The following is a 19,234-nucleotide window of genomic DNA, read 5'->3' as shown; positions in this document are numbered from 1 at the left end:
TATTTATGGGTGAGCGCAGCGCGGCACCGCCCACCAATAATGGATGAGTGAAGGGGTTGAGCTGGGAAGAGAGGAAGCGGTGCCCCGATTGCGCCCTAGCGGGCGGCGCTTTCGTCGTAGAAGGCGACGATGCTGCTCATGAGATCCTCGTCGAGGATGAAGCAGGCTTGCTTGTCCATGTGCTCGGCGCGCCAGGCGTTCATGAGGTCGGCGTTGCTGGCGCCGTCGTTGGCGTCCCAGTACGCGTAGTAGGCTTCGTTGAAGGCGTCGATGTTGGCGCGCGCCTCGTCGGAATAGTAGAGGAAGCTGTGCCCGCGGTCCTCGAATTCCACGAAGGTGAAGCGCGAGTCGTCGCCGAACGCCGCACGGTAGCGCTCGACGCCCGTCGCGGGCGGCACGGTGCCGTCGTTGGCGCTGTGCAGCACGAGCACGTGCGCCGGCGACGAGGCGAACCCTCGAACCGCGGACGAGTCTGCGTACGCGCCGAACTTGAGATGCTCGTACAGCGAAAGGTACGGCAGCAGCAGGTTGATGGCGTCGCCCGTCATCTGGCGCCCTTCGCTCTCCAGCATGGCCGCCGACGTGTCGAAGCCCGCCACCGACACCACGGCGCTCACCTCGGGATGATCGACCAGCACGCTGCCCACGGCATAGCCGCCCCAGCTGTGGCCGAACAGCATGATGGGAAGATCGCCCAGATCATCGCTCTGCTCCACGGTGTCGAGCGCATGGCCGAGGTCGATGACGGCCTGCGGCAAGCCGCCCACCGCATCACCCTCGCTGCGGTCGTTGCCGGTGCCGTCGTAGGCGAACACCGCGTAGCCGCTGCGCGCGAAGCGGTCGGCCACGTCCATGTACGAGTTGCAGCCGCCGCCCAGCCCGTGCGCGATCACCACGACGCCCTTCGCGCCCGCACCCGATTCGTCCATGCCGGCATCCGCGTGCGTGAACAGGTAGCTGGCAAGCGTCTGCCCTTGGTCAGACGTGAAGGAGGCCTCGCGCACGCTCAAGCCGGGGAACTCGTCCGCCGTGCGCTCCATGAACGCGGCCGATTGCAGCCGCGAGCCGAAGTTGCTCTCGTACACGTACGCCGAGATGCCGAACGGCACCACGCCAACTAGGAGCACCGCCGCCACCGCCACAACCACAAGCGCGATGCGCCTTATACGAAACTTCCGTGCCGACCCGTTCTCCATGCCCCCGCCTTCACCGCCCCATCTCGTCACCTTCAGTATACACGTAACACACGGCACGCGATCTTCCCCTGAATGCATTGCTTTATAGGTAAAAGATGCTATGCTGTACGTACAGCAACCATGATGGGAGAACGTATGACATCGGATACCGTGCAGATCAATGCGCGTATCAGCCGTCCGCTCAAAGAGCGCGGCGATGCAGCATTGGAGCGCGCCGGCTACTCGCCGTCGCAGGCGATACGCAAGCTCTGGGACTTCGCGGCGAACAATGCACACAACCCGCGCGCCATCCAAAGCATGTTCGGAGCGGAAGAGGAATCGGCGCTGCGCGATGCCGAAGAGGAACGGGCTCGAAGGCGGGAGGCGATACGGAAAGACATGAACATCGTCGCCGATGCATACGAGCGTTGTGGAATCACGCCTTCGGATTGGACGACGAACGCATCGTATGAAGAGATGCGCGACTACGCCTTGCTCGAACGCCTACGGGAGCGAGGTCTCGATGGCTAGCCAGCAATCTTCCCTTCTCGTCGACACGAACGTCTGGCTCGACTGCTTTCTGCCCAACCGTCCAGGGCATGATGAAGCGATCGCCCTCGTGCTGTTCGCTTACGAGCACGAATACCCGCTCTTATATCCTGCCGCTATCCTGAAAGACGTGTTCTATCTCACCGCAAACGCATTCAAGCGCGATACGCGCAACGAAACTGGGAAGCTCACCCAACGTGAAGCGGCGGCGGCAACCGAAATCGCCTGGGGATGCGTCAACAGCATGCGCGAGCGAGCTACCGGGGTGGGAGCTGACGAATCAGATCTATGGATGGCGTGCAAGCTTCGCAGCATTCACAACGACCTCGAGGACAACTTGATCGTCGCCGCCGCGCAGCGCGCGAACGCAACGTATCTCATCACCAACGACGAGACGCTCATCAAGCACGCGCCCGTGGCCACGCTCACGCCCGGCGACGCTCTCGCGTTGCTGCAAACGATGGAATAGCGTTATCCCTGCTGTTCGCGCTTTTTGGCGGCCCAGCCGGGGATTTCGCGCTGCTCGGGACGGGTGAGCGCGAGCGCGTCGGCCGCGACGTCCTTCGTGATGGTGGAGCCGGCGCCGATGATGGCGCCCGCGCCGATGTTCACCGGGGCCACCATCATGGTGTCGCTGCCCACGAACGCGCCGTCGCCGATGGTGGTGGCGTGCTTCTTCTTGCCGTCGTAGTTGCAAGTGATGGAGCCGGCGCCGATGTTCACGTCCTCGCCGATGGTGGTGTCGCCGATGTAGGACAGGTGCGGCACCTTCGACCCCTTGCCCACCGTGGACTTCTTGATTTCCACGTGCGTGCCGGCCTTCGCGCCCTCGCAGAGGTGCGCGGCGGGACGCAGATAGGCGCGCGGGCCGCAGGTGGCGCCGTCGTCAACCTGCGCTTCCACGGCCACCGTCTCGTCGATCACGCAGCCGCGACCCACCACGGTGTCGGTGAGGCGCGAATCGGGGCCGATCACGCTATCCTCGCCGATGCTCGTCGCGCCCATGAGCGTGACGTTCGGCAGCAGCTCCACGTCCTGCTCGATGGTGACGTCGGGGCCGATCCACACGAGCTCGGGGTCCACCATGGTCACGCCGGCGGCCATGTGCGCGCGGTTGATGCGGCGCTGCAGGAGCTTCGTGGCCTCGGCCAGCTGGATGCGCGAGTTCACGCCGAGGCACTCGGCAACGTCGTCGCAGGCCAGCGCCAGCACCGGACGGCCCGCGTTGCGGCAGATTTCCAGCACGTCGGTGAGGTAGAACTCGCCCTGCGCGTTGTCGTTGCTCACCTGCTCGAGCGCGTCGAACAGCGCCCGCGCATCGAAGCAGTAGAACCCGGAATTGCACTCGCAGATGGCGGCCTCCTCGGGCGCGGCGTCCTTCTGCTCCACGATGCGCGCCACGGCGCCGTCGGCGTCGCGCACGATGCGCCCGTAGCCGAACGGGTCGTCGAGCTCCATCGTGAGCACCACCACGGCCGCGTCGTTCTCCTCGCGCACGGCCACGAGTCGCGCGATGGTGTCGGACGTGATGAGCGGGCAGTCGCCCGACAGCACCACGAGCGAACCGTCGAAGTCGGCCAGCGCGTCCTTGCACACGGCCACGGCACCCGCCGTGCCGTTCTGCTCGGTCTGCACCACGGTCTGCGTGTCGGCGACGAGCGGTTCCACCTGCTCGCGCGCGTGCCCCACCACGGACACCACGCGCTGCACGTCGGCGGCGCGCGCCGCGTCCACCACCCAGCGGACGAGCGGTTTGCCCAGAATCTCGTGAGCCACCTTCGGCTTCTTGGACTTCATGCGGGTACCGGCGCCCGCGGCCAACACGATAGCGGCAGCTTCCATGGTGCTCCTTCGCAACGTAGCTCTCTTCGTCAACCTTGTTGTCAGCTCTTCAGCTCTTCGGCTCTTCACGTCCGCACGCGGCGTCTGCGCGAAAAGTATAGCGCAACGGGAGGTCTAGCGTTTGTCTTCGCCGGAACCGCCCGCCATGCCGATGGCATCCTGGCCCTCGCGGCGCAGGGCATCGCGCAGCCGCTCCTTCTCACCGGAACGACGCAGCGCCTCTTCGACGCTGATGAGCGGCGGCTCGCCCTCGTGGTCCTCGAACTCGCGCTGCACCTTCTCCAGCAGCTCGTCCTCGCCCTCGTCGCGCAGCACGCGCACCACCTCGTCGCGGATGGCCTCGCGCACGTCCCCGATTGAGCCGCCGCCCAGCAGGCCCGTCGGGCCCAGGTCAACGGCGATCTCGAACACGCCGGAGTGCTTCTTCACCAGCTTGAAGTCCTCGATCTCGGCATCGTCGATGTCGCGCAGCATCTGCTCGCTGTCGTGCACGGCGTCGCGGTCGGCCGTCTGCAGGTTCTCGTCGTCGGTCTGCATCGACAGGTAGGCCACGCCGCGCTTCTGCGCCGCCTTCGCCTGCAGCATGAGGAACACGAAGCCCAGCACGCCGGCCAGAAGCGACGCCGCCAGAATGGCCAGCTTCGCCGTGGCGATGTGCATCTCGTCGGTGAACGCGAGGTTCGCCACGAAGATGGCCATGGTGAAGCCGACGCCGCCCAGGATGCTCGCGCCCAGCATATGGAACCAGTTCACGTTCTCGGGCAGCGAGGCCAGCTTGCTCTTCACAATGGCGAAGCTCATGAGCATGATGCCCAACGGCTTGCCCAGCAGCAGGCCCAGCATGACGCCGTACAGCACGGGATCGGTGAGCATAGCGCCGATGTCCATGCCGGTGAAGCTGACATCCGCGTTCGTGAGCGCGAACAGCGGCAGGATGCCGAAGTACACCCACGGGTACAGGCGGTGCTCGAGGCGCGTCGCGGGCGGCACCACCTGACGCGCCACGCGGCTGAGGTCCTGCACGGTTTCGATGTACGCGCCCTGCGCGATGACGGGCGTTTCAGGCTCGAACGCGTCGCGCGCCTGGCGCACCTTATTGCCCGACCAAGTGATGAAGCCCTTGAGGTTCACGCGCGAGCCCGACGGAATGACGAACGCCAGCAGCACGCCGGCGATGGTGGAATGCACGCCCGACATGAACACGCAGTACCACAGCACCGCACCCACCAGCAGATACGGGATGAGCGAGTAGATGTGGTTGCGGTTCATGAGCACGAGCACCACCAGCACGACGGCCGCCGCGCCCAGCCAGAAGATCGACGGGCTGTGGCCGTAGAAGATGGCGATGACCAAAATGGCGATGATGTCGTCGGCCACGGCCAACGTGCTGAGGAACACGCGCACGCCGCTCGGCACGCGGTTGCCCAGCAGGGCCAGAATGCCCAGCGCGAACGCGATGTCGGTGGCGGTGGGAACGCCCCACCCCTGCGCCGTCTCGGGGTTCGCGGCGTTGAACACCAGGTAGATGCCGATGGGCGCGATGACGCCGCCGATGGCCGCCATGATGGGCAGCAGCGCTTGGCGGATGTTCGTCAGCTCGCCCACCGTCAGCTCGTACTTCACTTCCAAACCCACGAGCAGGAAGAACACGGCCATGAAAATGTCGTTGATCACATGCGCAAGCGACATGCCCGCAAACGAGTCGCCGAAGAAGAAGCCCGCCTCGGTGTGCCAAAAGTCGATAAACGCCTCGTACGCGCCCGTGTTCGCGACGATGAGCGCCACCACGGCCGCCAGCAGCATGGCGCCGGCCGCCTTCGTGGACGAGTGCGTGAACTGGATGAGCTTTTTGTATCGTGCCTGATGACCCTGCACTTCTTTGATGAAGATGCGCTGGGTGCCGTCTTGATTCGTATCGGTCATGATGCCCTTTCGGCCTTGTCGTTTGTTGTATTATCACCCAACTACCTGGTGCGTCCGCTCGATTGTTACCCGTTTTTAGAGCGATTTCACAAGCTCGGTTCCTCGGGCCGAGTTCACAAGTCGGAAAATGCCCGGCCAAACTGTCAGGAATTGCGCTATCCTGTACTCATCAGCTTAGGCGTAAGGAGTCGGCTTGGAGTTCGCGTGGAGGGCATATCACCCGATCACTCGCATGACCAGGCGCGACGTCTGCGACCGAGCTGTTTTTTTATTCGCCACGAGGTAAGAGGTGATCGCTATGAGCATTACCGTCACCGGACGCAAAATGCCTGTAACCGACGCACTGCGCGAGTACGCCGAGGAGAAGATCGGCAATTCCATGAAGGTCATGGATATCGACCCGCTCGTAGCCGAGATCGTGTTGTTCGTTGAGAAGAACCCTGCCAACCCTCGCCCTGCCGTCTGCGAAGTCACGCTGCGCACGAAGGGCCACATCATTCGCGTTGAAGAGCACGAAGAGGATATGTACGCCGCCATCGACGTCGCCGCCGCCAAGGTGGTCCGTCAGCTGCGCAAGTACAAGACGAAGGTGGTCGACCGCAAGCTGCGCGCCGCCGACGAGACCATCCGCATCGAGCCTTCCGCCGCCGGCGAGCTGGACGTTGACGGGCTCATGGAAGAACTTTCCGATGACGAAGTGGTGCGCGTGAAGACGATCGAGTTCGAGCCGCTCACCGAAGAGGAAGCGCTCGTGAAGATCGACCTGCTCGGTCACGACTTCTTCGCCTACACCGACCGCGACAGCGGCCTGGTGAACGTGCTGTACCGCCGCGACGACGGTGGATACGGCCTGCTCAAGCAGACGGAGGAATAAACGGTTTCGCCTCCCCCAACCTCGCACAAACGAACGCCGGCGGATTCCACATCGCCGGCGTTTCCATTGCCGGGCGCCGCCCTCAGTCGGCGAACAGGTCGATGAGCTCCTGCTTCGAATGCACGCCGAGCTTCGCGTAGATGTTCTTCATATGCGTGCGCACCGTCGCAGGTGAGCACACCAGCTCGTCGGCGATGAACGCGGCCGAGCGGCCCCGCGCAAGCTGCAGCATGATCTCCGACTCGCGCGCCGTGATGCGGTATTCGGCCACCAGCTCTTCGGCGCGTGTCGCGAAACGATCCTCCTCGGTGACCACGATCACGCGCTTCTCGTCGGTCGACGGCCGCCGTCGCGTCAGGTACAGCAGCACCATGGAAAGCCCGTACACCGCCGCGATGATGACGATCCAGTACAAACCCTCGGCCTCATTGCCCGACGCTCCTCCCAGCCAATAGCCCGCCATGCCGAACAGCAGCTGCGACAGGCGGATGCAAGCCGTGGCGAACGCGAACAGCACGTATGTCTTAAGCTTCTTCCACTGTATCTGGCACAGGATGAAGTACAGCGCACTGAACGAGATAAACTCGTACACGAGCACCAGCAAGCCCTGGAGCGCTTGCGAAGCCCAGCTTCCCAACGTGAGCGGCAGCAGCAGCACAAGCGCCAGCAATATCGGGAACAGATAGCGGTACAGCCGTTCCACGTCCACCGCGCGGGCGACGACGACCACGACGAAACAGAACACGAGCGCCGCCGAAATAGCCCCAACAGCGGAGATGATGCCCGACCCGTCGGTGGCGACGCCGAGGAAGAACCCGTTGAGGATGCTCACCATCGCCTCGAGGACGATCGAAACCACCAACGCGTCGGCGATTCCCATCACGCCCTGTCGATACGCCTTGAACGTCACGGGCGCCGCATCGTCTTCGGAGGAATCGAGCCACGCGCGGCCCCTCGCGCGCAGCAGCAACGCGACCGCGCCGATGAGCAGCACGCCCACCGCGACGACGAACGGCACGCCCATCAGGCTGCCGCACGCCAACGTGATCAAGCTTTTCACCAGCATGCCCAGCGCCAGAATGCCCGCGATCCGCGCCGGCGTCTGATGGGCCACAACCTCGAGCCACGAGAGGTTCAGGCACGTCGATGCAACGCCGTACGTCAGCGCCAAGAACACGAACACCCCCGATGAGCCGGGAGCGATCCAAGGAGCCACGGCGGGAGCGGCAACCAGGAGCAGCAGCAATGCCGGCAGCATCACGGGTAGGCGGAAACCGGGGATGAAGCCCTTCCACGCAAGCGCCATCACCACGAGCGCGCACAGCAGCGACGACAGCGCGGTTGTCATGGAGAAGGACATGTCGGCGATGAACAGCGTTGACGTGGGCACCGAGGCGAGCGCCGAGGAGTACAGCAGAGAATTGGCACCCCGAAACAGCCCGTATCCCAGCGCAAGCGCCAGCGTCCGACCGTTGACGAAGAACCGACGATAGTCTGCTGCCTGCGTTGCGTAGCGGCTGTCTTGCATGATCCCCTCTCGCGTCAAGTACCTCCGTATTCTAACCGTTGGGCGGCCCCGATGCCCCGCACACCTCGCGCCTCAAACGGCCAAAACAAAAAATACCGCAAAACAGGGCAGAGGCGAAGCGGAGCAAAATACCGCAAAAGGCGGCAAGGCGAACCGCCGTCTTCGAGGCAGAATCCTAAAAACAAGGGAACGGGGCGAGCGAATGCGCGCCCCTCTGTCAGAAGGGATGAATCATGGAAGAACAATCTCAGAGCAAGCAACTCAACCGACGTTCGTTTATTCAGGGGATCACGGCGACGGGCGTTCTCGGCATCATGGCGGGCGCCGGCCTGACGGGATGCGCGCCGCAGCAGCAAAGCGTCGCTGCCGAAGCGCCAGTGCAAGAGGTGGATGCGAGCGCAGACGAAGTGCACGAGTGGGTCGACGCGGTATCCTCCGCAAGCCTGGCCACAAACAAGTACACCACCTTCGCCGAAACGCAGCTGCAAGACGCCGTCATGGCGTACCAGACCGAATGCGTCGTCTCCACCTCGAACGAGGACGGCACGCCGAACATCGCCATCTTCGTGCCTGCGGCCATGATCGACGGAACGTACGTCGCGTTCACCTGGGCCGAAAACCAGACGAAGGCGAACTTCGAGCGAGCGAAGATCGGCATGATCGCCTTCGACGTGCCGAATCCGACGGCGGAGACGAAAGAGCTGCGCCACCAGGGTTCGGTAGTGAAAGCGACCCTCGTGGAAGACGAATCCGTCATCGGGAAGCTGAAGGACGCCGACGAACAGCTTGCCGTATGCACCTTTGTGGAGATTACCGAACTCCTGCCCGTTGGTTAACTCTTCGTGCGTTGTCCGATACAATGGGTGCTACCGAAACCAGACGATAGGAGCGGCATGGCAACCATCGACACCATTACGAAGATCCTCGAGGAAAACCTTGACATCGACCCCGCCACCGTTGAGCCCGCCTCGACGTTCGATTCGCTCGGCATCGATTCGCTCGACATGGTTGAGCTGATCTGCGACCTCGAAGAGGCCTGCGAAGTGGACTTCGGCGAGCCCGAAGGGCTCGACACCGTCGGCGATCTCGTAACCTACATCGACTCTTTGTAGGTTCGTTACAGCGAGAAGCCCCGGGGCGACATGTCCCGGGGCTTCTCGCTGTTTTGGGCCGCTGGTCTGCCTAGGCGATGGCCGCCTTCGCCGCGTTGGCACCGGAGAAGCGACCGGAGGTGTACGACCAGTTGAGGCCGCAGCCGCCCGCCGGGTAGTCATCGTAGATGAACGTGCCGCAGCATACTTCGCCCGCCGCGTAGAGGTTCTGAATGGGCTGGCCGTCGGTGTCGAGCACCTGGAAGTCGGTGTTCACGCGGTAGCCGCCGAAGCTGCCATGCGTGCACACGCCCATGGTGAGCACGTAGTACGGGGCCGCGGTGAGCGGAATGAGGTTCTCGGCCTTCTTCTTGAACTGGGTGTCCTCGCCCGCGGCAGCAAGCTCGTTGTACGCGTCGAGCGTCGCCTGCGCTGCGGCGCCGTCGATGCCGAGCGCGCTCGCCGCTTCGGCCACCGTGTCGGCTTTCGCGAACATGCCCTGCTCGAGGCCGAATTCCAGCTTGGAGCGCAGGTCGTCGTCAAGCGACTCCACCATGGCCTGGTCGTACACCGCGAAGAACTTCTGATCGTCGAAATGCGCCACGTCGTAGTAGATGTCGTGGGTCTGGCCCGCTTCGTTCGCGAAGCGCTCGCCCAAGCTGTTCACCCACAGCGCCTTGTTGCTGATGAGCTTCGACTGGCCCGGCTCCACCGGACACGCGAGGATGCCGTTCGTGCCGCCATGGCCCACGTAATCGGCGCCGATGTCGAGGCCCATGCGCAGGCCCTCGCCCGTGCAGCCGACGCCCACCTCCGTATACACGCCCGTGTAGTCGGGGCAGTACTCGTCGATCATCTCCACGTTGCGGCAGAAGCCGCCGGTGGACACGATAACGCTCCTCGCGTTGTAGCACACCACCGAGCCGTTGCCGCGCTTCGCAAGCACGCCGGTCACCGCACCGCTCGAGTCCACCACGAGCGATTCCACCGTCGTGCCGAAATGGAACTCGGCACCATGCTCCTGGGCGTACGCCGTCACGGCGCGCAGGGCGTCCATGGCGTTGTTGGCACAGTTGTGGCCGCGCGGCACCGGGTCTTTGCCCTTCTTCGACACCGTCTCCTTGAAGGGCACGCCCAGCTCGCCCGTCAGCCAGTCGATGGTTTCGCCGAAGTGCTCGGCGCAGAACTTCTGCACGTCATAATCGAGCTTGTCGCCGCCACGCGACAGGAAGTACTCGAGCAGCCCCGCCGGGTCGTCCTCGATGCCCGCGTCCTTCTGCAGCTGCGTGCCCGCGCCGTAGAAAGTGCCGATGGCGAGCGAGCTGGAGCCCGCGAGCCACGCCATCTTCTCAAGCAGCACCGTCTTCGCGCCCGCGGCTGCCGCCTGGCCGGCTGCCGTCACGCCGGCGCCGCCGCCTCCCAATACCACCACGTCGTAGTCAACCGTCTCGTGCGCTTCGGCCGCAGCTGCCTCCTGCGGCGCGCAGCCGAAAAGGCTGCCGAGAGCCATGGTGGCCAAGCCGCCGGTCAGCGCCTGGGCGAACTGGCGACGCGTGAGCGGCATGGCTGCCGCGTTCTTCTTGCTTGTTCCCGTCATGATGGTTCCTTTCCTCCCTGGATGGTGCTTCATGCCCTGCACTCTACGCGCCGTACGCGCAGACCAGAAGCCACCTTCCGGGTGAAAACCGCACGAGGGCGCCCAGATTCACCCGGAAGGTGTGAGGGGGAGCATCGCGCCCAGGCGCACGTTCGGCCGCGCTCGTATATACTTATTGCCCTACCGTATTCCCTGCATGAATCGAGGATGGATGGCACCTGCGAGCGAAGCCGCTCGAACGAACTCGCTACTCGCCCTGACCGGCGCGTTTCTGCCGTCGTTTTTAGGCCTTGCCGCCACGCGCGTGTGGTTGCAGGTCAACCTGTTCGCTTCGTACACGCAGAGCGACGACGGGCTGTTCACCATCGTCAACAACCTCGCATACGGATTGGTCATGGTCATCGGCGCGGCTATTGCGCTGCACAAGCCGTTTTCCAAGAGCGGGCGCACCGCGGTGGCGTGGCTCGGGTTTGCCGTCATGACGTTTTCCACCGTGCTCATCTTGGCGGGCAAGGAAACCGGCGCCGTCGAAATCCTGGCGGTGGCAAGCGTGTGCGCCGGCATCGGCGGGGCGCTTGGCGGCGGCATGTGGACGGCAGCCTACGTGCGGCTGGGATTGCGCCAAGCCGTGCTGTACGGGTTCCTGTCGCTGGCGCTCGGATCGCTCGGCGGGCTCGCGCTCAGCTTCGCGCCCGAGGCGCTCAGCTACACGGTGAGCATGTTCATGCCGGCCATCGCGCTTTTGTGCTATCAGCGTGCCATGAAGGTGGATGTGGGAGCGCAGGCGACGCCCGAGCCCGTGTACGACAAAGAGCCGCGTACCACCATGCTGTTCATCTTCGGCGGTCTTGCGGTGTTCGGGCTGGCGCTGGGCATCTCGCGGGGCTTCCCCGCAGGCGAGCCCGTGCCCATGGACGCGTTTCAGCGCACCGTGCATCAGATGGGCGTGGTGATTATCAGCCTGTTCATCATCTGGTGGTTCATCGTGAAGAACAAGCGGCTGAGCTTCTCGTTTTTGTGGCGTATCGAAATCATGCTCGTGGCCGTGGGCATGCTCATCCTGTCGGTGTTTCCCGGACACTTCACGGGGCTCGCCATTGCCACGGTGAACATCGCCGACACGCTCATGCTGGGCGTGCTGTGGGTGACGCTGCAGGACGTGGCGCGCCACACCACCACCGACGTGTACGCCGTGTACGGGTTCGCCTGGGCCGCGCGCGTGCTGTCGCGCGATGCGGGCCGCGTGCTCATCGTGGTGCTGGGAGCGGTGGGCGCATCGTCGTACGCGGTGACGGCCGTCATCGGCATCGTGGTGTTTGCACTGGCGGCAAGCATGGCGCTGCTGCTGTCGGACGGCATTCTGCGCGTGCGCCCGCTGTTCACCGAAGACGAGGCGCGCGTGCGACGGACGCCCGCGACAACCGCGAGTCCCGGCAACGCTCCGGCGGCACTGCCCGAGACGCAGGATGATCAGAACGCGCACGCGTGGTTTCGCGACGCGTTCGACCTGTCCGAGCGCGAGACCGAGGTGGCGCTGCTCATCGCGCAAGGGCGCAGCAAGGCCTACATCGCCGACGCGCTGTGCCTCTCCGAGAACACCGTGCGCACCCACGCGAAGAACGTATACGCGAAACTCGACGTCCACTCCAAGCAAGAACTCATCGACCTGCTACAGGAACACGCACAAAAGTAGCAGCGAAAGCGGCAGGCTCGAAGGACGTGCGATTCGCGCTAGAGCAGCTCTTTCAGGGCGCCTACTGAGTAGAGGCTGCCGAAGGCGCAGATGAGGCCTTGCGGGCCGGCGAGTTCACGGGCCTTCGCGAGCGCGTCGGCCATGTCGCGCGCAACAGAGGGGCTCACGCAGGCCGAGCATCCCAGCATGTCCTGCCCCGTCCAGCGGACGGCGCGCGCCAGATTGGCCGCGGGCAGTGCGCGCGGGTTGTCAGGCGTCACCGTCACGAACGCCGACCCCAGCGGCAGCACCGTTTCCAACATGGCGGGATAGTCCTTGTCCTCAAGCACGCCGATGATGAACACGGGCTTGCGACCGGGGAAGACGTCGCGCAGCGAGTCCGCCAGCGCCTGCGCCCCCTGCGGGTTGTGCCCGCCGTCCACCACGATGGCGGGCGCGCTCTCCCCCGCCTGCACGATCTCGAAGCGGCCGGGCCATGCGGCCGCGGCGATGCCCGACGCGATGGCCTCGTCCGAGATGCTCCACCCGCACGCGCACAGCGCTTCCGCCGCCTCGATGGCCAGCGACGCGTTCGCCGGCTGGTACGTTCCCAGCAGCTTCGTGCGCAGACGAATATGGCGGCCGTACGAGAAGGGGCGCGTCGGCCCGCCGGGGGCGTCCCATTCCACGTCGCTTACCTGCAAGCGGGCGAAGTCGGGCATGGTCAGCGGGTCGCCGCACGATGCGGCCGCCGCTTCGACGGCTGCGAGCGCCTCGGGCTCCTGCGGCCACGTCACCACGCGCGAGCCGGGCTTGATGATGCCGGCCTTCTCGCCCGCGATGGCGCCGAGCGTGGTACCCAGCAGCTTGGTATGGTCGAGGCCGATGCGCGCGATGACGGCCACATCGGGCGCGGCGATGACGTTCGTGGAGTCGAGGCGTCCTCCGAGGCCCACTTCGAGCACGACGATATCGCAGGCGCACCGCGCGAAGTGCGTAAGGGCCACGGCCGTCATGAGCTCGAACTCAGTGGGATGGTCGGGCATGGTTTCGGCCTGCTCTTTGACGAGCAGGGTCGTCTCGGTCAGCTCGTCAAGCGTGATATTGGCGCCGTCGACGCGAATGCGCTCCTCGAACGTGATGAGGTACGGACTGGTGAACAGCCCTGTGCGCAGACCCGCCGCCTGCAGGATGGACGCGAGGTAGGCGCACGTCGACCCCTTGCCGTTCGTGCCGGCAACGTGCACGAACCTGAGCTTGTCCTGCGGCCGACCCAAGCGGTCGAGCAGGTCGCGAACGCGGTCGAGCCCCAAGCGAGACTCCATCCAGCGCGGTTCGTTGATGTACGCAATCGGATCGAACGACATACCCAGCCTCCCAAAAAAACACGAACGAGTGTTTCACGTGAAACACTCGTTCCCGTAAACGACGATGTTCGGTCTAGCCCTGCGTCAAATACTCCCCGATGCCGGCGGCGGCTCGTTTGCCGGCGCCCATGGCGAGGATGACGGTGGCGGCGCCGATGACCGTGTCGCCGCCGGCGAACACGCCCGGCTTCGACGTGGCGCACGTGCGCTCATCGGCCACGATCAGGTTGCGCGACGTTACCTCGAGCCCCGGCGTGGTCTTCGCGATGAGGGGGTTCGTCTTGGAACCCACGGCCATCACCAGCATGTCGATGTCGATGACGAACTCGCTGCCCGGCACCTCCTGCGGACGGCGGCGTCCGCTCGCGTCGGGCTCGCCCAGTTCCATGCGCACGCACTCGAGACCGGAAATCCACCCCTTGTCGTCGCCGAGGGCGCGCACCGGGTTCGTGAGCAGCTGGAACTCGATGCCCTCCTGCTCGGCATGGTGGATCTCCTCCGCGCGGGCCGGCATCTCCTCGCGCCCGCGGCGGTACACCACGGTCACCTCCGCCCCGAGGCGTCGCGCCGTGCGCGCGGCGTCCATGGCCACGTTGCCGCCGCCCACCACCACGCACTTTTTGCCAGCGTACACCGGCGTCTCGTACTCGGGGAAGCGGTACGCCTTCATGAGGTTCACGCGGGTCAGCAGCTCGCTGGCCACCATGGTGCCGTTGAGGCCTTCGCCCTCGATGCCCAGATACGCCGGCAACCCCGCGCCCGTGCCCACGAACACGGCGTCGAACCCGCGTTCTTCCATGAGCTCGTCGATGTCGTACAGCTTGCCCACCAGCGCGTTCGTCTCGAACGACACGCCGCTGTCGCCCAGCTTCGACACCTCGCGCTGCACGAGGTCCTTCGGCAGGCGGAACTCGGGGATGCCGTAGGTGAGCACGCCGCCCACCTTGTGCAGCGCCTCGAACACGGTGATATCGCATCCGCGCTTCGCCAGCTCGCCCGCGCAGGTCAGCGATGCCGGACCCGAGCCAATAACCGCCACGCGCTTGCCGGCGAGGTCTTTCGACACCGCGCCTTCCGCGCTGCGCCAAATGCTGCAGGCAACCTCGTCGCCCGCGGCGCACTCCTCGCGCAGCTCGTCCATCGCGCGCTTCGCCTCGTCCGGGTGGGTAAACGCCCAGTCGGACGTGAAGCGCTCCAAGCGGCCGATGGCCACGGGTTCGCCGTTCTTGCCGCGGGTGCACACGCCCTCGCACTGCGACTCCTGCGGGCACACGCGGCCGCAGATGGCGGGCAGCGCGTTGGCGCTCTTCACAATGGCGTAGGCGCGGGCGAAATTACCCTGCGCCACCTGCTCGATGAAGCGCGGGATGGGCACGCCCACGGGACAGCCGCTCACGCACGGCGTGTTCGGGCACTGAATGCAGCGACGCGCCTCGAGCACCGCCTCTTCTTCGCTGTATCCCAACGCCACCTCGTCGAACGTCTTCGCGCGCTCGACAGGATCGAGCTCGGGCATGGGGACGCGCGTCTTCTGCTTGTTCGCTTCGTAGCTCATCCGCGCCATGTTACGCCCCCTCCCCTTCGTTGCAGTCGCGTCCTTCGCGAGCCGCGCTCTCAAACGTGCGATACATGACGCCGCGGCGCATGGCGTCGTCGAAGTCCACCAGATGACCGTCGAAGTCGGGGCCGTCCACGCAGGCGTGCAGGTACTCGTCGCCCACCTTCACGCGGCAGCCGCCGCACATGCCCGTCCCGTCGATCATGAGCGGGTTCATGGACACGAGCGTCTTGATGCCGTACGGCTTGGTGGTTGCAGCCACGAACTTCATCATGATGACGGGTCCTACGGCCAGCACGAGGTCGTAGTCGGCGCCTTCGTCGATGCGCTGCTGCAGCGCTTGCGTGACCAGGCCTTTATTGCCGTTCGAGCCGTCGTCGGTCATGATGATCTGGCGCGTGGAGTGCGCGTCGATCTCGTCTTCCAACAGCACGAGGTCCACGTTGCGGAAGCCGGTGATGACGTCCACTTCGCAGCCGTGCTCGTACAGCCACTTGGCCTGCGGAAACGCGATGGCTGTGCCCAAACCGCCGCCGATGACGCACGCGCGCTTCGCTCCTTCGAGCTCGGTGGGGTTGCCCAGCGGTCCCGCGAAGTCGAGCAGCGCGTCGCCCGCCTTCATCTGAGCGAGACGCATCGTGGTTGCGCCCACCGCCTGGAAGATGATCGTGATCGTGCCGGCCTCCGGGTCGCAATCGTTCATCGTGAGCGGGATGCGCTCGCCCACCTCGTCGATGCGCAGCATGATGAACTGACCCGGCTTGATCTTCTTCGCAATCTCGGGCGCCCGCACCACCATGCGCGTCACCTCGGGATTGAGCGCCTCTACCTGTTCGATGGGATACACGTCGTCTGCCCTTCTCGTCTCAGATACAAAAGCAGCACCAAGAACGGTGCCGTTTCGTGTAGATGTGGCCGCCAGTATAGCAAATGCGCCGCCGCACCTTTGTTTCGAGCGTGTTTCCATACGGCCAGCGGAAGAATTCCCACGAGAAGGGTTCCCCCGCGCGGCCGCCGACGGCCGCCAGACGCCGCCCACCGGCCCCGTCAACAATCGCCTAACGGGCGCACGCAGCCGATTCACGCGTGAAATGCTGCGTGGTAAGCTGAGGAATCGCCCAGCTCGCGGGTGCGACCACCCGCGCTTCACGTGAAAGAACGCCCGATGGCCCACCTATACTTGCTGCAAAATCATCTCGAGCCCGCGCCCGCCGCCACGCCCATCGCCATCGATCAACCGGTGGTTGAGGTGCTCAGCTCGCAGGAGATCACCGAGGCGCGCTTCCTCAGCCCCGACATGCAGGAATCCCTGCGCTCCATCTCCACGGTGGAGAACACGTACCTCGACGTGTTTCCGCACTGCCTCATCGGCTCCTTCGCCGTGCCCGACAAAGAGCACGTGCTGTCTGACCCGCTGTGCTTCGCGTTCTACCTCGACGCCACCCACCTCGTGTTCCTCGACGACGGCACCACGTGCGTGCGCATCCTCGACACCATCGCGTCGTACCACATCGTGAAGAAGCCCACGGTGGCCCACTGCCTGTTCGAGTTCATGAAGCTGCTCGTGAAGAACGACCTGGCGTTTTTGGCCGATCTCGAAGATCGCATGGAAGACGTGGAAGAGGCCATCATCGACCGCGGCATGGACGCGAGCACGCGCACCATGCTGACGTTTCGCCGCAAGCTGCTGCGCATCGACACGTACTACCAGCAGCTCGTGGACATGGCCAGCGGCATTGCCGAAAACGAGAACAAGCTGCTCACCCACGAGGAAAGCCGCCTGTTCCTCGTGCTCGAGCGCCAGGCCGAACGCCTGTTGAAGCGCTCGCTCACGCTCAAGGAGTACAGCCTGCAGCTGCGCGAGCTCTACCAGACGCAAATCGACCTGCAGCAGAACAACACCATGCAGTTCTTCACGGTCATCACCACGCTGTTCGCGCCGCTCACGCTGCTCACCAGCTGGTTCGGCATGAACTTCGCGAACATGCCCGGCCTCGATTGGCGATGGGGCTACGAGACCATCATCGTGGTGTCGGCCATCATCGTGGTCATCGAGATCATCATCTTCAAGCGCAAGAAGTGGCTATAGCTTACAAAGGATCGGTCCCCGGCTCAAGAATATCCAAGTAAGGCTGGAACACGAAGCGCTTGTTTCTTTGCGAGCGAGGCGTCGCATCCTTGAGAATGCCGAGCGCGCACAGATTGTCGATTACGCTCTTCGCCGTAGGTTCGGAAACCGCCAGCACCCTCGCCGCTTTTTGCTTCGTGATGGAAGGCGACTCGAAGAGACGGTCAAGCAATGCAGCGTGGTTCGCGCTCAAACGCGCTTCGTTGATGCGCCGGATACCGTCGTTTTGCAGAGCGATGATCTTTTTCGCAGATGCAACGCCTTCCTCAGACGTCTGCGCAATGCCCCGCAGGAAGAATGCAAGCCATTCCTCCCAAGCGCCCTTCCGTCTCACGTCCATGAGTCGATCATAATATTCCTGCCGATTCCGCTTGAAGAAATAGCTCAGATATAAAACCGGTTTCGAAAGCACTCCCTCATTGCACAGCCAAAAAGCGATGAGCAAGCGCCCCATTCGGCCGTTTCCATCAAGAAACGGGTGGATCGTCTCGAATTGCGCATGGATGAGGCCGATTTTGACGAGCGTCGGCAGATCCGTGTGGCTATAGAAGAAGGATTCGAGATCCCCGAGCGCCTGGTGCATGTCCTCAACCGCAGGCGGAACGTACGCCGCTTCGTTTAATGTGCATCCTTGGGCTCCGATCCAGTTCTGCGAATGTCTGAATTCTCCGGGCGTTCGCTCGCTTCCCCGACCAGTCGCCAACAATCGCGCATGAATCTCGCGAAGCAACCTAAGGCTCAAAGGAAATTCACGCAAGCGGTCGAGCCCGAAGTTCATGGCTTCAATATAGTTCGCGACCTCAAGGGTGTCGTCGTTGAGACGGCTTTCCTCGATGGCAAGCACGTCCTGGAGGGACGCCTGTGTGCCCTCGATCTGCGAACTGAGAAGCGCTTCTTTTTTCACATACATCGAAACGAACAGGTCGGGATTGGGAAGAACCTGCGTCACGCCATCAAGCCTGCCCAACTTGCGATCAGCTTCGGATAGCAAGCTCATCAACTCAGACGAGAACACAAGCGGAGGCTCAGGAGGCAGAGGGTTGGGCACAAACGCACGATAGCCGCTCGGCTGCATGACGTACCGTCCTGAACGGTTCGATATCTCCATCGTTTGCCACCCTTTCACGCATAACGAGACAATGTTCGAAAGTCTATCGTACATATCTTTCGTAAAAGACGAATAACGAAAGAAATCATCGATTTTCTTTCGTTAAGAGAAGAAAAGAGGCGCTAACGAAAGAGAACTTTCGTTAGCGCCTCGAAAAGCACGATAAGGCTACGACTATAGCAAATGCGGCTGCTCCACGTGCTCGGGCTCGGGGGCTGCGGCGGCTTCCGCAGCGGCTGCGGCTTCGGCGCGGGCGGCGGCGCTTGCACGCAGCAGCTCGCCGAGGGTGGCGAAGTCGTTCTCGAGCGCCTCGCGCTTCGAGCCGTCGTACAGCGCGGCGGCCGGGTGGAAGATGGGGAACACCTTGAACTTGCCGGCCTGCTGCACCGTGCCATGCAAACGCGTGATGCCGATGTCGGTTTTCAGGATGAACTTCGTGGAGAAGTTGCCCAGCGTCACGATGAACTCAGGGTCGATGGTGCGCGTCTGTTCGCGCAGGTAGGGCGTGCACAGCTCGATTTCCTCGGGGCGCGGATCGCGGTTTCCCGGCGGGCGGCACTTCAGCACGTTCGCGATGAACACGTCGTCGCGGGTGAGCCCCGCCACGGCCAGCAGCTCGTTGAGGTACTTGCCGGCCGCGCCCACGAAGGGTTCGCCCTGCAGGTCCTCGTTCTTGCCCGGCGCCTCGCCCACGATGAGCACGCGCGCCTCGGGATTGCCCACGCCGAACACGGTTTGCGTGCGCCCATCGGCAAGCGGGCACTTGCGGCACGCCTCAACCTGTGCGCGGATTTCGTCGAGCGGAACATGCGGCTTCGTCAT

The 19,234-nt window shown here is 64.0% G+C and carries 17 protein-coding genes; 7 read left to right on the top strand and 10 right to left on the bottom strand.

The genetic code is table 11. The features are described from left to right. Window positions 1–95 precede the first annotated feature (95 nt). On the bottom strand, window positions 96–1,196 hold the full coding sequence (locus tag C1876_RS08900; protein ID WP_158544656.1) for an alpha/beta hydrolase family protein: 1,101 nt from the start codon (window positions 1,194–1,196) through the stop codon (window positions 96–98). Between the two features lie 135 nt (window positions 1,197–1,331). Here C1876_RS08900 and C1876_RS08895 point away from each other — a divergent pair, with 135 nt between their 5' ends. Beyond that, complete coding sequence (locus C1876_RS08895; RefSeq protein ID WP_114546401.1) at window positions 1,332–1,706, top strand: translation repressor RelB; 375 nt, start codon at window positions 1,332–1,334, stop codon at window positions 1,704–1,706. Beyond that, the gene (locus C1876_RS08890) at window positions 1,645–2,193 is read left to right on the top strand and encodes a type II toxin-antitoxin system VapC family toxin (protein ID WP_244910093.1); all 549 of its coding nucleotides are present in this window, start codon (window positions 1,645–1,647) and stop codon (window positions 2,191–2,193) included. Before C1876_RS08895 ends, C1876_RS08890 begins: the two co-directional genes overlap by 62 nt. 2 nt (window positions 2,194–2,195) lie before the next feature. On the opposite strand, the gene glmU is transcribed toward C1876_RS08890, so the two are convergent. Further along, complete coding sequence (gene glmU, locus C1876_RS08885; protein ID WP_114546370.1) at window positions 2,196–3,566, bottom strand: bifunctional UDP-N-acetylglucosamine diphosphorylase/glucosamine-1-phosphate N-acetyltransferase GlmU; 1,371 nt, start codon at window positions 3,564–3,566, stop codon at window positions 2,196–2,198. Between the two features lie 114 nt (window positions 3,567–3,680). Continuing rightward, window positions 3,681–5,489, bottom strand: a complete 1,809-nt coding sequence (gene nhaA, locus C1876_RS08880; RefSeq protein ID WP_114546369.1) for a Na+/H+ antiporter NhaA — start codon at window positions 5,487–5,489, stop codon at window positions 3,681–3,683. A gap of 298 nt (window positions 5,490–5,787) precedes the next feature. Between nhaA and hpf the strand changes: the two genes are divergently transcribed. Next, complete coding sequence (gene hpf, locus C1876_RS08875) at window positions 5,788–6,363, top strand: ribosome hibernation-promoting factor, HPF/YfiA family (protein ID WP_114546368.1); 576 nt, start codon at window positions 5,788–5,790, stop codon at window positions 6,361–6,363. 82 nt (window positions 6,364–6,445) lie between these two features. Here hpf and C1876_RS08870 read toward each other — a convergent pair whose 3' ends face one another. Then, the gene (locus tag C1876_RS08870) at window positions 6,446–7,891 is read right to left on the bottom strand and encodes a response regulator transcription factor (protein WP_114546367.1); all 1,446 of its coding nucleotides are present in this window, start codon (window positions 7,889–7,891) and stop codon (window positions 6,446–6,448) included. A 233-nt stretch (window positions 7,892–8,124) separates the two neighbouring features. Here C1876_RS08870 and C1876_RS08865 point away from each other — a divergent pair, with 233 nt between their 5' ends. After that, window positions 8,125–8,727 carry a Tat pathway signal protein gene (locus C1876_RS08865; RefSeq protein WP_114546366.1) on the top strand — a complete coding sequence of 201 codons (603 nt, stop codon included), beginning with the start codon at window positions 8,125–8,127 and terminating at the stop codon, window positions 8,725–8,727. Window positions 8,728–8,784: 57 nt separating this feature from the next. Beyond that, a complete protein-coding gene (locus C1876_RS08860; protein ID WP_114546365.1) occupies window positions 8,785–9,003 on the top strand; it encodes an acyl carrier protein in 219 nt (72 codons plus the stop codon). 70 nt (window positions 9,004–9,073) lie between these two features. On the opposite strand, the gene C1876_RS08855 is transcribed toward C1876_RS08860, so the two are convergent. Beyond that, window positions 9,074–10,579 carry an FAD-dependent oxidoreductase gene (locus C1876_RS08855; protein ID WP_114546364.1) on the bottom strand — a complete coding sequence of 502 codons (1,506 nt, stop codon included), beginning with the start codon at window positions 10,577–10,579 and terminating at the stop codon, window positions 9,074–9,076. 211 nt (window positions 10,580–10,790) lie between these two features. Between C1876_RS08855 and C1876_RS08850 the strand changes: the two genes are divergently transcribed. After that, a complete protein-coding gene (locus C1876_RS08850; protein ID WP_114546363.1) occupies window positions 10,791–12,272 on the top strand; it encodes a helix-turn-helix transcriptional regulator in 1,482 nt (493 codons plus the stop codon). 38 nt (window positions 12,273–12,310) lie between these two features. On the opposite strand, the gene C1876_RS08845 is transcribed toward C1876_RS08850, so the two are convergent. The 3 genes from C1876_RS08845 to C1876_RS08835 form a co-directional block, all read right to left on the bottom strand. Then, window positions 12,311–13,618 carry a bifunctional folylpolyglutamate synthase/dihydrofolate synthase gene (locus C1876_RS08845; RefSeq protein WP_114546362.1) on the bottom strand — a complete coding sequence of 436 codons (1,308 nt, stop codon included), beginning with the start codon at window positions 13,616–13,618 and terminating at the stop codon, window positions 12,311–12,313. Window positions 13,619–13,691: 73 nt separating this feature from the next. Beyond that, the gene (gene gltA, locus C1876_RS08840) at window positions 13,692–15,182 is read right to left on the bottom strand and encodes an NADPH-dependent glutamate synthase (protein ID WP_114546361.1); all 1,491 of its coding nucleotides are present in this window, start codon (window positions 15,180–15,182) and stop codon (window positions 13,692–13,694) included. 1 nt (window position 15,183) lies between these two features. Then, window positions 15,184–16,023: a sulfide/dihydroorotate dehydrogenase-like FAD/NAD-binding protein gene (locus C1876_RS08835; protein WP_114546360.1), complete on the bottom strand. Its 840-nt coding sequence runs from the start codon at window positions 16,021–16,023 to the stop codon at window positions 15,184–15,186. Between the two features lie 318 nt (window positions 16,024–16,341). Between C1876_RS08835 and C1876_RS08830 the strand changes: the two genes are divergently transcribed. After that, complete coding sequence (locus C1876_RS08830; protein ID WP_114546359.1) at window positions 16,342–17,265, top strand: magnesium transporter CorA family protein; 924 nt, start codon at window positions 16,342–16,344, stop codon at window positions 17,263–17,265. 1 nt (window position 17,266) lies between these two features. Here the strand turns inward: C1876_RS08830 and C1876_RS08825 are convergent, their stop codons facing one another. Then, the gene (locus tag C1876_RS08825; protein WP_114546358.1) at window positions 17,267–18,412 is read right to left on the bottom strand and encodes a Fic family protein; all 1,146 of its coding nucleotides are present in this window, start codon (window positions 18,410–18,412) and stop codon (window positions 17,267–17,269) included. Window positions 18,413–18,586: 174 nt separating this feature from the next. Then, window positions 18,587–19,234, bottom strand: coding sequence for a uracil-DNA glycosylase (locus C1876_RS08820; RefSeq protein ID WP_114546357.1), 648 nt, complete (start codon window positions 19,232–19,234; stop codon window positions 18,587–18,589).

The organism is Eggerthella sinensis, from assembly GCF_003339815.1.
GTDB classification, from domain to species: domain Bacteria; phylum Actinomycetota; class Coriobacteriia; order Coriobacteriales; family Eggerthellaceae; genus Eggerthella; species Eggerthella sinensis.
The sequence above is the reverse complement of the archived record's forward strand: the minus strand, read 5'-3'. Positions and strand labels throughout refer to the sequence as shown.

Coding starts and splice junctions, on each gene's coding strand:
- C1876_RS08865 (WP_114546366.1), top strand. CDS start 8,125: ATGGAAGAACAATCTCAGAGCAAGCAACTCAACCGACGTTCGTTTATT.
- C1876_RS08830 (WP_114546359.1), top strand. CDS start 16,342: ATGGCCCACCTATACTTGCTGCAAAATCATCTCGAGCCCGCGCCCGCC.
- nhaA (WP_114546369.1), bottom strand. CDS start 5,489: ATGACCGATACGAATCAAGACGGCACCCAGCGCATCTTCATCAAAGAA.
- C1876_RS08845 (WP_114546362.1), bottom strand. CDS start 13,618: ATGTCGTTCGATCCGATTGCGTACATCAACGAACCGCGCTGGATGGAG.
- C1876_RS08855 (WP_114546364.1), bottom strand. CDS start 10,579: ATGACGGGAACAAGCAAGAAGAACGCGGCAGCCATGCCGCTCACGCGT.
- C1876_RS08820 (WP_114546357.1), bottom strand. CDS start 19,234: ATGACGAAGCCGCATGTTCCGCTCGACGAAATCCGCGCACAGGTTGAG.
- glmU (WP_114546370.1), bottom strand. CDS start 3,566: ATGGAAGCTGCCGCTATCGTGTTGGCCGCGGGCGCCGGTACCCGCATG.
- C1876_RS08870 (WP_114546367.1), bottom strand. CDS start 7,891: ATGCAAGACAGCCGCTACGCAACGCAGGCAGCAGACTATCGTCGGTTC.
- C1876_RS08895 (WP_114546401.1), top strand. CDS start 1,332: ATGACATCGGATACCGTGCAGATCAATGCGCGTATCAGCCGTCCGCTC.
- gltA (WP_114546361.1), bottom strand. CDS start 15,182: ATGGCGCGGATGAGCTACGAAGCGAACAAGCAGAAGACGCGCGTCCCC.
- C1876_RS08860 (WP_114546365.1), top strand. CDS start 8,785: ATGGCAACCATCGACACCATTACGAAGATCCTCGAGGAAAACCTTGAC.
- C1876_RS08850 (WP_114546363.1), top strand. CDS start 10,791: ATGGCACCTGCGAGCGAAGCCGCTCGAACGAACTCGCTACTCGCCCTG.
- C1876_RS08900 (WP_158544656.1), bottom strand. CDS start 1,196: ATGGAGAACGGGTCGGCACGGAAGTTTCGTATAAGGCGCATCGCGCTT.
- hpf (WP_114546368.1), top strand. CDS start 5,788: ATGAGCATTACCGTCACCGGACGCAAAATGCCTGTAACCGACGCACTG.
- C1876_RS08890 (WP_244910093.1), top strand. CDS start 1,645: ATGAAGAGATGCGCGACTACGCCTTGCTCGAACGCCTACGGGAGCGAG.
- C1876_RS08825 (WP_114546358.1), bottom strand. CDS start 18,412: ATGGAGATATCGAACCGTTCAGGACGGTACGTCATGCAGCCGAGCGGC.